At 39.8% G+C, this 12,117-nt stretch carries 10 protein-coding genes; 2 read left to right on the top strand and 8 right to left on the bottom strand.

Annotated elements, in window-relative coordinates; all coding sequences use genetic code 11:
• Window positions 1-71: 71 nt before the first annotated feature.
• The gene (locus tag IGJ14_RS03215) at window positions 72-1,751 is read right to left on the bottom strand and encodes a ribonuclease J (protein WP_010736115.1); all 1,680 of its coding nucleotides are present in this window, start codon (window positions 1,749-1,751) and stop codon (window positions 72-74) included.
• 473 nt (window positions 1,752-2,224) lie between these two features.
• Between IGJ14_RS03215 and IGJ14_RS03210 the strand changes: the two genes are divergently transcribed.
• A complete protein-coding gene (locus IGJ14_RS03210; RefSeq protein WP_066026206.1) occupies window positions 2,225-3,733 on the top strand; it encodes an ABC transporter permease in 1,509 nt (502 codons plus the stop codon).
• A gap of 12 nt (window positions 3,734-3,745) precedes the next feature.
• Complete coding sequence (locus tag IGJ14_RS03205) at window positions 3,746-4,411, top strand: ABC transporter ATP-binding protein (RefSeq protein WP_010736117.1); 666 nt, start codon at window positions 3,746-3,748, stop codon at window positions 4,409-4,411.
• Between the two features lie 61 nt (window positions 4,412-4,472).
• Here the strand turns inward: IGJ14_RS03205 and IGJ14_RS03200 are convergent, their stop codons facing one another.
• The 7 genes from IGJ14_RS03200 to IGJ14_RS03170 all read right to left on the bottom strand — a co-directional run bounded on the left by IGJ14_RS03200 (window position 4,473) and on the right by IGJ14_RS03170 (window position 11,918).
• Window positions 4,473-4,694 carry a CsbD family protein gene (locus IGJ14_RS03200; RefSeq protein WP_010736118.1) on the bottom strand — a complete coding sequence of 74 codons (222 nt, stop codon included), beginning with the start codon at window positions 4,692-4,694 and terminating at the stop codon, window positions 4,473-4,475.
• A gap of 90 nt (window positions 4,695-4,784) precedes the next feature.
• A complete protein-coding gene (gene iadA, locus IGJ14_RS03195) occupies window positions 4,785-5,975 on the bottom strand; it encodes a beta-aspartyl-peptidase (protein WP_207463679.1) in 1,191 nt (396 codons plus the stop codon).
• Between the two features lie 202 nt (window positions 5,976-6,177).
• Complete coding sequence (yfcC, locus tag IGJ14_RS03190) at window positions 6,178-7,917, bottom strand: putative basic amino acid antiporter YfcC (protein WP_019722929.1); 1,740 nt, start codon at window positions 7,915-7,917, stop codon at window positions 6,178-6,180.
• A 521-nt stretch (window positions 7,918-8,438) separates the two neighbouring features.
• On the bottom strand, window positions 8,439-9,044 hold the full coding sequence (locus tag IGJ14_RS03185; RefSeq protein ID WP_010736121.1) for an SIS domain-containing protein: 606 nt from the start codon (window positions 9,042-9,044) through the stop codon (window positions 8,439-8,441).
• A 510-nt stretch (window positions 9,045-9,554) separates the two neighbouring features.
• On the bottom strand, window positions 9,555-9,929 hold the full coding sequence (locus IGJ14_RS03180) for a hypothetical protein (protein WP_207463680.1): 375 nt from the start codon (window positions 9,927-9,929) through the stop codon (window positions 9,555-9,557).
• Between the two features lie 63 nt (window positions 9,930-9,992).
• Window positions 9,993-10,874 (bottom strand): UTP--glucose-1-phosphate uridylyltransferase GalU, encoded by an 882-nt coding sequence (galU, locus tag IGJ14_RS03175; protein WP_207463681.1) that lies wholly within the window; start codon window positions 10,872-10,874, stop codon window positions 9,993-9,995.
• A 30-nt stretch (window positions 10,875-10,904) separates the two neighbouring features.
• Complete coding sequence (locus IGJ14_RS03170; protein WP_019722927.1) at window positions 10,905-11,918, bottom strand: NAD(P)H-dependent glycerol-3-phosphate dehydrogenase; 1,014 nt, start codon at window positions 11,916-11,918, stop codon at window positions 10,905-10,907.
• Window positions 11,919-12,117 lie beyond the last annotated feature (199 nt).

The raw sequence follows: 12,117 nt of genomic DNA, 5'->3' as shown, positions 1-12,117 counted from the left end.
GCTCATATAAAATAAAAGCTATACCAAACATATCCATCATCTGAACATCCTTTGGTACAGCTTTTCATTTTTTATCTTTTGCCGCGACGTTGTGTCGCTTCCATGATGACTGGTAAAATCACTGGGCGGCGTTTGGTTTGTTCAAACAAATAGCGACCTAATTGATCACGTATTTCTTGTTTCAGCTTGCTCCACTCGAAATCATCGCTTTCTAAATGTTTGCCTACAATGGTTTCGATCATGTTGCTACTTTCATTGATCAAATCACGACTTGCTTTGACATAAACAAATCCTCGTGAAGTGATTTGTGGTTTTGAGACAATTTTCTTTTCGCGACGACTAATTGTCACTACTGCAACAAAAATACCGTCTTCCGATAAGATTTTACGATCGCGTAAGACGATATTTCCAATATCGCCAACACCTAGTCCGTCGATCATCACATTTTCAGCACTTGTCGTACCTGCCACACTCATCCGCTTGTTTTTATATTCTAAAATATCCCCACGTCCTGTGATATAGATATTTTTATAGGGGATACCAACTGCATGGGCTAAGTCTGCATGGGCAGCTAGTTCACGGTATTCTCCTTGAACTGGGATGAAATATTTAGGTTTCATGAAGTTCAACATCAATTGTAAGTCATTTGGATTTGCATGACCGGAAACCCGCAGGTTGTCAGAGATTTGTTTGACTATTCCACCTGCTCGGTAAATGATGTCTTCTGTCTTAGCAACCATTGTTTCCATCGCAATACTTGGTGTCGTTGTGATATAAACAAGATCGCCTTCTTTGATCTTGATATGGCGATGCGCGCCATTCGCCATTTTTTGTAAAGACTTGATTGGTTCACCCATCCGGCCTGTTTCCAAAATGATCAGTTCTTCAGGCTCATAGTTTTTCATATCTTTTAATGTGACCAATAGGTCTTCACTTGGTAATTGAAGTTTTTCTAAGCGCATAGCTGTTCGGATGATCCGTTCAAAGTCTTGCCCAGTCAACACAACCTTACGTCCTGCTTTAGCAGCGGCGTCTAAGATTTGTTGGACGCGTTGAAGATTACTTGCAACACAAGCAACGATGATCCGTCCTTCCCAATATTTGATCGTATCAAATACTTCATCAGCAATTTGGAACTCAGAAGCAACAGGGGTCGCGTTTTCTGCATTTGCTGACTCACTTAGTAAAGCTAATACGCCTTCTTTCCCAATCTCTGCTAAACGAGCGTAATCCGTTTGGTACATTGGGATCGCCATTTGGTCAAATTTGAAATCACCCGTATAAACGATATTTCCTTCTTGGGTTTTTAAATTGATCCCAACTGAATCTGGAATCGTATGGGTGGTGCGGAAGAAGCTAACGATCGTTTCACCGAAATCGATTTCTGTATGCTCATCTACCACATGAAAATCTTTGAATCCTTTTGCAGCATCATTGCGATTGACATTCAATTTTGCTAATTCGATCGTCAATTCGGTTCCGAACACAGGAACAGAAATCTTTGACAATAAATAAGGCAACGCCCCAATCGCATCTGCGTGACCATGTGTCAGAAAGACACCTGCTACACGATCGACATTATCTTCTAAATACGTAAAATCAGGAATCACAACGTCAATCCCTAATAATTCGTTTTCAGGATATTTCAGACCACAGTCTAAAACAAAAATAGCTTCCCCTACTTCTGCAATGTACAAATTTTTTCCGTTTTCGCGTACACCGCCTAAAGGGATAATCTTAATGGTACTCACAAATTTCACCTCTTCTTATGACATCTTCATTTTGACGATGTCGATTCTCTATTTTATTTAAAACGATCCAATTTCTGAGTGCCTCGTTTTCGGATGATTTCATTAGATAATCAAATCCATCTTAATCTTACAGGCGTTTAGGATCTTTTTTTGACACAAAAAAATCGGGATTACTTCAGTTGCTCGATCAACTGCTCCACATCATTATACAACAAATCAAACAAATCGCTAGCATGTACGATTGTTTCTGTCTTCATGTTTTTCCCAGACCATTTTTTCTTCTTTTGTTTTAGAAGATACTTCGTCTATTTTAACATAAATTACTCAATAACTATAGAATGTTTTTCATTTCCTGCTCCATTTGATCTGTTTTTAGCTTTCAACTGTTTGTATTCGTGGCCGCTTTTTAAGGTAGGCTTAAGCTACTCCCTTTATTCTATTTTTTGTACTCATTTCGAAAGGAGATCGAACCAATGAATTTTTTCAAACGAGCATTAAAAAGTACAAAAGTAAAATGGGGGCGTTCTTTACTATTATTAGCAGTTTTTACAGCAATCCTTGTCTTCGTTCTTGCTGGACTAACCATACGTAGTGCGGCACAAGAAGCAGCAGAGCAAGCTCAAAAAGATGTCGGTGCGACGGTCACTTTAAGTGCAAATCGTGAAGCGGCTTTTCAAAAACAAACAGAGGCAACTGATACTGAATCCGGTGGACGACCAGATCCTGGAAGTTTCTCCCTCACACCTGTTTCAGTCAGCGATGCAGAAAAGATCGCAGCACTAGATAATGTAGCAAGTTTTTCCTTCGAAAGCTCTGCATCAGCTTTAGCAAATAGCGGGATCACTGCCATTTCAAGCTCTGATACCTCAGAAACATCCGAAGAAACTGATACTGCAACTGATGCTGCACCAAACGGTGAAAACATGGGTGGAGCTATGGGAGGTGGCAAACCCCAAATGATCCAAGCAGATTTTCAAATCAGCGGGGTATCCAATACAGCCCAAACCAGTGGCTTTACAGATGGCACAGCTAAAATCATCGAAGGAGAAGGAATCACTGATAGCGACAAAGATACGAACAATGTTGTGATCGACTCTACTTTAGCTAGTGCGAATGACTTATCCGTAGGGGATACTTTCATAATTACTAGCACGGAAGATGAAGAAACGACTTATGAAATGACGATCAAAGGAATCTATGAGTCAAGTGAAACAAGTAGTAGCATGGGAATGAATTTCAATTTCATGAATCCAGCGAACACTTTGTATACTTATTATACGTTTGCCAATACATTGAATGGCTCGACAGAAGATGACACAATCGATTCTGCGGTTTATACGCTGACCGATCCTAATAAAATGACAGACTTTATCAATGAAGCAGAAAACCTGATCGATACTTCAACGTTCAGTCTTCAATCAAACGATACCATGTTCCAAGCAATGCTTGAACCACTTAACAACGTGGCCAGTTTTTCACAAAATGTCGTTTTACTCGTTGCGGTTGCTGGAATCATTATTTTGACTTTGATCATCATGATCACGATTCGTGAGCGTCGCCATGAACTAGGGGTATTGCTTTCATTAGGTGAATCCAGAAGCAAAATCGTCCTTCAATTGTTTGCAGAAGTGGCCATATGTATGATCGTCGCGTTAGGTGTGGCTTCATTCAGTGGAAATGTCGTTGCAAATGCGGTCGGTCAACAGTTGCTTGATCAACAAACTGAAACGTCAACTGACTCACCTGCCGAGCAACAAGGAGAGCAGATGCCTGGTGGTGGCAATCGTGGACCTGGCGGACAACCAGGTGGAACTAGTAATCCATTTACCGTTTCGGAGCAAGTAAGCGACCTTGAAATCACTGTTCAACCAGCTCAACTTGGCCTACTAGCAGCTGTTGCATTTGGGATCAGCTTACTCTCAGTTTTTCTAGCCTCCATCGGCATACTACGATTAAATCCACGAAAAATTTTATTAAACTAAAGGAGGAATTGGATGTTACGTACAGAAAACTTGGGCTTCTGGTATCAGAATCCAACAGAAGCACTTTATAAAGATGTGAATCTATCCTTTGAAAAAGGAAAAATGTACGCCATATTAGGGGCTAGTGGTTCAGGAAAGACGACCTTTCTTTCGTTGATTTCAGGACTTGATACACCAAAAGAAGGGACTGTTTATTATGAAGAGCGAGCTTTAGCTAAAATAGGCCTACGGAATTATCGTAAAAATGATGTGTCTATCATCTTTCAAGCGTACAACTTATTGCCTTACCTTTCCGCTCTTGATAACGTCATTACCGCCATGGAGATTTCAAATACTCCTCAAAAAGAGTATCGCCAAGTAGCACTTGATCGGTTGGCACGCGTTGGGATAAATGAAACACTTGCAAAACAACAAGTCACTAAATTATCTGGGGGACAACAACAACGCGTAGCGATCGTCCGAGCGATTTGTTGCGAACATCAGTTGATCATTGCGGATGAACCAACAGGAAACCTTGATGAAACGACTTCACAAGAAATCGTTCAACTCTTCCAAGAAATCGCCCATGAGCAAGATCGCTGTATCATCATTGTGACACACGAATTAGAAGTGGCAAAAAAATGTGATGAAGTCTTTGAATTAAAGAACAAAACATTCGCGTCCATTGCCATTGGATAACCGCTAAAAAAGCGTCCACCTTATTGGTAGGACGCTTTTTTTTTAAGAATTTACAAGTCGACTATTTATGGTCTTTTTTTGAAAATTTTTCTTTTACATCTTCAAAGCCTTCTTTGATTTCATCGCCGATATTACGAGCTTTACTCTTGATATCCGCACCTACAGATTGGGCTTTACCTTCTGTTTCTTTACTTCTATCGCCTGTTGCTTTTCCATAGGCTTCTTTGCCTTCGCCTGCAACTTTGTCTTTCAAATCTTTAGAGCGTCCTTCTAAATCTGCCATGATATTTCCTCCTCTAAAATTTGTCTTTGTAACTACTTTTAGAGTAACACCAATTATAAAAACAAACAAACAGAATGCTTATTGTGTTATTTAGTTGTTAAGAATTTGCTCAAATGTTCCCCAAACTTTCACTTGTTTTTCTTGGACCATGATGGTGCCATTAGCGATCACCGTATCGATTTCTAAGGTTTCTTTATCAAGTAGACAAAGATCTGCATCTTTACCAACAGCGATTCTTCCCTTTTGGTCCAGTTTAAGGACTCTTGCAGGATTGGACGTCACAGCTCGTAAGGCAATCTCTAAAGGAATGTCTTCTTTTTGAACTGCTTCTTTGATCCCCACCAGTAAGGATTTCGCACTACCGACGCCCATACCGATAAAATGGTTCTCTTGGTCAAAATATGGGAGACTACCTTGTCCATCGGAGGTCAAGGTGAAGTTATCAAGAGAGACTTGTGCTTCCAATAACTGCTTCAATGCTTTACTGAAACGAACTTCACCATCGGTCTTTTCCCAAAAATCAGGATCTTCACTTGCAGTGAAATCGATCGTTCCACCTTTTTTCGCAAATTCGATACATGCAGCTAATAATTCAGCTGTCCGATTCGCATGCGTCGGATAAAACTGAGTAATAGGAATTTCTGTTTCTTCAACCACACGATTCAATAGTTCCAATTTTCGACTTCCACCACCTAAATGGACATTCACGATCCCTGCTTTACCTGATAACATGCCCCCAACACGAGCATCCGCCACTGCCCGAGCAAACTCATCGAATGTTGGCTGAGAAGAGCGATGATCAGACACAGCGATTTCTCCGATCCCAATGATCTTATCAATGGTAAGAAAATCTTTGATCAATGAATCAGTCACCGTTTTGACCGGCAACCGATAAGAACCAACATAAACATACGTAGTCAATCCTTCTGCCTCTAGCCCTCTTGCTTTACTGATCAAAGCAGTCATATCTCGACCCTCGCCATCTGTCCCGATACAACCTACGACTGTTGTCACTCCTGCTGTCGTTAATTGACTAAGTGTGACTTCTGGCGTGCGATTGTGATAGCCTCCTTCGCCGCCGCCACCTAAAATATGGAAATGGGCATCAATAAAACCTGGGGTCAAGAGTTTTCCTTCTCCTGAAATTTCTTCCACGATCAATTCTTCGTAACCGCCGGATAGTTGATCTTCCAAAGCAACGATCTTATTTCCTGCCACTAACACATCCTTCTTACCAAGATATTCTGGTGCATAGACATCGATTTGTCGAATGAGTTTCATATCTGATCTTCTCCTTTATAAAATAGTCTGTACCTTTTAGAACACTCAAAAGGTTGTTTAATAAGCAATCCATCGCTCTTTCGGAAATAAGCGAGAAAATCCAAAAATATGAGATACTTTCGGGTTTTCTCGCTTATTGTCTCAGAGTTACGTATCGGTTAGCATAACTTCTTTGATTGCTATAAATCAGTTCTTATTTGTTTTATTGAAGTCCGATCGCGATTGCAATCATAATGAAGATCGTTCCTAAAACAAAGAAGAATCCTTGCATTTTGATTTGGAATCGTGCCCATTTTGCCCATTCGATCCGTGCCACACCTAAGACACCAATCAAGCTAGCAGAAACCGGCGTGAACGCATCCATGAATCCTGAACCTAATTGATAAGCTAATACAGCCACTTGACGAGAGACACCTACTAAATCAGCCAACGGTGCCATGATTGGCATCGTCAATGCCGCTTGTCCAGAATTTGAAGTGACGACTAAGTTGAACAAACTTTGGAACACGTACATCGCCCATGCGCCGATCACTGCCGGCACACCAGTCAGTGCTGTTCCAATACCATGTAAGATCGTATTAAGCGCAGAAGGTACAGAAGCATCTGATCCACCTAATACAAGTAAGATTCCTTTTGCCATCCCAACAACGATCGCTGTTCCAGCTAGATCTGCTGCTCCAGATTGGAAAGAAGAGGCAATATCATTGACCGTCATACCGTCCAATTTGAATAAAACAGCAATGATCCCTGCAACGAGTCCCATAACAAAAAATTGAGAGGCGATTTCTGGGATATAATAGCCTTTTTGTGTGACTCCCCAAACGATCCATACTAAAACGATCAACATTTCGCCTAAAATCAATTTATGGCCTAATGTAAATGGTTTTTGTTCATCGGATGTTTTCTTCAAGTGGTTACGGAAGTATTCGTCAGATTTATACGTTAATGAACTTTCCGGATTCTTCCGAACTTTTTCGCCATAGATCATTAAGTAACCAGCCGATAATGCAGTCACGACGACCCACATGATCAATCGGAAGGTGGCGCCTGATAAGACTGGAATACCTGCGATCCCTTGTGCAACGGCGACACTGAACGGACTCATCCATGACGTGGCATTCCCGACTTGTGACGCCACATAGGTGACTGTGACGGCGACGATTGAATCATAGCCTAAGGCAATCACAAAAGGTACCATGACCATTGAGAATGGAATGACTTCTTCAGCCATACCGAACGTTGCGCCTCCAAATGAAAAAGCAAAGAACAAGAGCGGTAAAGCTAAACGTTCTAGACCACGTGTCTTATTGATAAAAGCATAAATACCTGCATCGATGGCACCCGTTCGCATGATGATCCCGAATGCACCACCCACGACTAAAATAAGTGCAGCAATCCCGACTGCTGAACCATATTTATCACCTGATACTAGACCTTCAAAAACGAAGTTTAAAAAGCCAAAACCACCGAAATCATCGGTCCCCCATAGTTTTGCTGTTTTATGCAATTTCTTTGAGGTGTCATAGATGTCTTCACCATATTCATCGTATAAAACATCATCTGTCAGTGAGATCTCATCTAGTTTCTCCTGGGTCAAGTTTTTCTCACCAGCTGCCAAGACTTCTTCTAATCCTTCTTCAGGAACAGCCAGCTTTTCTCTTTCCTTTGGATCATTTTGTAATTCTTCCAGTTGATCAAATACAAAAGCCTTATCTAATTCATAAGCATAACGAAACGAATCTTGGCGCAATACTGTTCTGGTACTGGTTTCTCCATTTGCATCTTTGTATTCTATATCTTGCGTACTGAATCTCCCAGCTGGTACGATAAATGTTAATAACCAGGCAAGTACAACTACACCAAAAATAATGACATACGTATGCGGGGTCGTCATTTTGGTAAAGTCTCGTTTTTTCTTTACTGAAGAATTTTTTCTCTTCAAAACTCGTTCTTCCTTTCTTGCTACGTTTTTGTCAATAATGAATAAGCAAATAGATTATACAGTAAAATGTTCTATACCACATGAATAAACAATTAAAAAAATCTATTGATTTTAGTTATCCTCAAGACACATTTTAATAAAAACGCTGGTTTCAAAGCCATAGCACCTATAAAAATGGATTAAAATTCTTTTTTTATTTTTACAATGTCGCTATTTCCGACTATTTATTTTCATTTCTAATTACGTATAAACAAAGATTTTTTAGCTATTAACAAATATTTATACATTTTCTTCCTCGCTCCTTTCCTATTTGAACCGATGTTTTTGATTGAATTTCTGCCTCTCTCTTCCTCTCTTTTTATTTTCATTAGGTATCTTCATTGCAATATTCATAACAAATGTACTATAATTGGAGTGTAAAGAGTTTTGGGGAAGACTCTTTCATCAACGTGTATAAAGAGACAAGAAAGAATCTTCATGATTCTTTCTTGTCTCTTTTTCGGACTCTTAACCTTCTCTCTTTAGTGACTCTCCAACAAATAATACACTGAAAAATAAACGATCTGCTGTAATAGGATTAAGGTTGCTAAGGAAGCTGCACCACATATAGCTGGCTCAAACTTAGGAACCGTAAGGACGGCATCATCTATCGTTGCATAGTTATCTAATACTAGATCTGCATATTCATATAAGCGCAAACCACTACTATGTCTTGACTTGATACTTCGGGATAAGTCAAATCCGGTGATCACGATCAATAGATACCCTTGTTCTTTGACCCATTCCGCCAGTTCAATGATTGCAGGATTTCTACCTTCATTTGATAAGAAAAGAAAAATATCTTCGGGTTGCGCATTGATTTGTTCAATGATTGCTTGGCCAGTTCCTTCCAGCGACTCATAAATCCCCGCTGCGGGATGTTCAATCAACTGAGTTGGCAAGATTTTTGGACATTGTTGCCAAAATTCATAGGCAGTACCTTGTAAGGTACGGCTAGCAAAAATATGTAAACATCCTCCTCGATGAATCTGTGTAGCAATCCAACGACCCGCTTGTTCCATCAAGGGTTCCTCGATCCTTAATTTTTGTTCAAGTTTTTGACAATAATCAAAATAGGGTAAGCTCATTCTTTTCTCCTCTTCTTCTGCTATTTCAGAATAGAGACAACTATCAAAAAGAAAAATACAAAAAGATGAGACGAAGCAATTGCTCAGTCTCATCTTTACCTTAACCACTTATTTATTACAATCAAGCAAAAGATCTGATGTAGCAGCATCTTGATGTTCTTCGGCTTCAGTGTAAAAGATAGGAACGATGTATCGCTAAAAGCAAGTCTTTAAAACGGATTAAACAAACTTCTCGCTTGAATATACATCTGTTTTGACATAGTAAATAAACTGCCCCGCTTCCTCCGCTTTTTAGATTCATAAGGTAGAAAATCTTCCTTAAATCAGGTACAATAAATGCGGTCGGTGCGCTGCATCGACTATGGCAAAATGATCGGTCAGGGTGTATACGTGTGACTGGTCATTCCTTGATAGTTAGTTGCCGCTAACTATCAAGGAGCCTTTTTTTTTAGTTATTTCTATCTGCATCTATTGTAAGGAAAGTGCGAAACAAGTGCAAGTATCAAAATATCAGCGGTCAGACCTTGTCCGTCTTTCTGAGACATCCTTTGAGCGGTTCGGAGAAGCCGCATGTTTGCCTTTTTTGACGACATGAAATCTTTTGAGTAGATACGGGATATAGGCAAAAAGGTACAGCAAAAGAAAAGCTGCCGCAAAAAGAAATGCCTGTTGATCTCCCCACAAAAGAACGATGATCAAACTAGCGATTGCCACTGTTGCTAAGTACCAAATAAAAATCAAAAAAGTTTCTTTTATTCTGACCATATAAAACATCGTAAACAAACTAATAAATAATACTGGCAGTAAAAACAGCCAATTATTTCCCTCCATCAACCATTTCAATCCATCAAGAAACGTTTGTGCAATGTTGATTAGAATCCCCATGTAAGCAATACACCTCATTTACTATTCTTTTCTCAAGATTTTATTTCTCTAATTGTTAAGTTTTTAGTCCAGAGAATGACTTAGATCAATGAGGTATTGTTTCAGCTGCTCGCTGATTTCAGGATGACCTAAACCGTATTCGATACTTGTTTTTAGATAACCAAATTTATCACCGACATCATATCTAGAGCCTTTGAATTCTCTCGCATATACGGGTTGCTTTTTATTTAATTCATCAATGGCATCCGTCAATTGAACCTCATTTCCAGCTCCAGGTTTTTGTGTTTCTAATAATTCAAAAATTTCTGGTGTCAATAAGTAGCGTCCAATAATCGCTAAATCACTCGGAGCTTGTTCAGGTGTTGGTTTTTCGACGAATCGTTTCACTTCATACAAGCCTTCAGATTCTTTTGTTTCTGGATCGATGATCCCATATTTTGACGTGTCTTCATGAGGAACTTTCATGACTGCTACAGTCGAACCTTTTGTTTTCTCGTAATCTAAGATCAATTGTTTTGTCAGTGGAATCTCATCTTCCATCAAATCGTCCCCAAGCATAACGATGAATGGTTCATCTCCAACAAAAGTTTTCGCTTGTAATACCGCATGACCTAGTCCTAAAGGATGGGACTGACGGATAAAGTGGAGATTGACATTCGTTGTTTCTTCGACTAATTTTAGCAAGTCGATTTTATTTTTTTCTTTTAGATTCAATTCTAATTCGATATTCGAATCAAAATGGTCTTCAATCGGTCGTTTTTCTTTTCCGGTAACGATCAAAATATCTTCGATCCCCGAAGCTAAAGCTTCCTCTACGATAAATTGGATCGTTGGTTTATCAACGATCGGCAACATTTCTTTTGCCATTGCCTTTGTAGCAGGTAAAAAACGTGTACCTAGACCTGCTGCAGGAATGACTGCTTTTCTTACGATTTTATTCTCCATATGCGTATTTATATACTCCATTCTGTTGATTTACTGAAATTCGTTTTCCATCTTGCCATCACGCAACATGATTTCTTTTGCTGCTTGTTTGATATCCTTCCCTTGATAAAGGACCTGATAGATTGTTTGAGTGATGGGCATCTCTACACCTAGTTGCTCAGCAAGTTCAACCGCCGCTTTTGTTGTCGATACACCCTCCACGATCATCCCCATATTCTCTAGGATTTGGTCTAATTTCTGTCCTTCACCTAACATATGACCCGCGCGCCAATTTCGTGAATGGACACTGGTACAAGTGACGATCAGATCACCAACACCGCTCAATCCAATAAAGGTCAAAGGGTTCGCGCCCATTGCTACACCGAGACGACTGATTTCAGCTAATCCTCTTGTCATGATCGCCGCTTTCGCATTGTCACCAAAACCAAGACCGTGGATCGCGCCGGCACCGATTGCAATGATATTCTTCAATGCTGCACCTGTTTCCACACCGATCACATCATTATTTGTATAGATTCGGAAATAATCATTCATAAATAATTCTTGCACATAAGTAGCTGCTTTTTGATCAACACTTGCAGCAGTGATCGTTGTGATATCGTGGACTGCCACTTCCTCTGCATGACTAGGTCCCGACAAAACAACGATGGATTGACGTTTTTCTTCTGGGATTTCTTCAGCAATCACTTCTGAGATCCGCTTATGCGTGTCTTGTTCTAATCCTTTACTTGCATGGATGATCACTGGTTTTGTCGTTAAATGTTGTAGCAATTCTTGTGCTACAGCACGGATCGCTTTCGTCGGTACGACAAATAATACTGCATCTACCTCTTTGACAGCTTCAGCCAATTCTGTGTAACCGATGATCGATTCTGGTAAATGTAATTCAGGTAAATAGTGTTTATTCGTATGATACGTATTGATTTCTGTGATTTGTTCTGGAACATTCCCCCAGATACGGACGTCATGTCCATTTTCTGCTAAGGTTTGAGCTAAAGCAGTTCCCCAAGAGCCAGGGCCTAATACTGCAATTTTTTGTTTCATGGAAATTCCTCCAAAATTCATAGTTAGTTTCTATTATAGTATAGATTAACAAAATACTGGACTTATTTTCATTGTTTTTAGCTTTTGTTTAAGAAGAGGTCGGGATAGAAGTGTTTCGAAGTGGCTACTTTTTAGACGTGTGAGAGGTCAAATGCCCCAGAAACATTTTATTCAACCATTTTCTTTCTTGATCTAACTT

This window comes from Enterococcus sp. DIV1304_2 (assembly GCF_050555445.1).
Taxonomy (GTDB): domain Bacteria; phylum Bacillota; class Bacilli; order Lactobacillales; family Enterococcaceae; genus Enterococcus_B; species Enterococcus_B pernyi.
The sequence above is the reverse complement of the archived record's forward strand: the minus strand, read 5'-3'. Positions and strand labels throughout refer to the sequence as shown.

Bases quoted from the DNA above. Each gene is read 5' to 3' on its own strand.
- IGJ14_RS03210 (WP_066026206.1), top strand. From the start codon at position 2,225: ATGAATTTTTTCAAACGAGCATTAAAAAGTACAAAAGTAAAATGGGGG.
- IGJ14_RS03205 (WP_010736117.1), top strand. From the start codon at position 3,746: ATGTTACGTACAGAAAACTTGGGCTTCTGGTATCAGAATCCAACAGAA.
- IGJ14_RS03200 (WP_010736118.1), bottom strand. From the start codon at position 4,694: ATGGCAGATTTAGAAGGACGCTCTAAAGATTTGAAAGACAAAGTTGCA.
- iadA (WP_207463679.1), bottom strand. From the start codon at position 5,975: ATGAAACTCATTCGACAAATCGATGTCTATGCACCAGAATATCTTGGT.
- IGJ14_RS03185 (WP_010736121.1), bottom strand. From the start codon at position 9,044: ATGAGCTTACCCTATTTTGATTATTGTCAAAAACTTGAACAAAAATTA.
- IGJ14_RS03180 (WP_207463680.1), bottom strand. From the start codon at position 9,929: ATGGGGATTCTAATCAACATTGCACAAACGTTTCTTGATGGATTGAAA.
- galU (WP_207463681.1), bottom strand. From the start codon at position 10,874: ATGGAGAATAAAATCGTAAGAAAAGCAGTCATTCCTGCAGCAGGTCTA.
- IGJ14_RS03170 (WP_019722927.1), bottom strand. From the start codon at position 11,918: ATGAAACAAAAAATTGCAGTATTAGGCCCTGGCTCTTGGGGAACTGCT.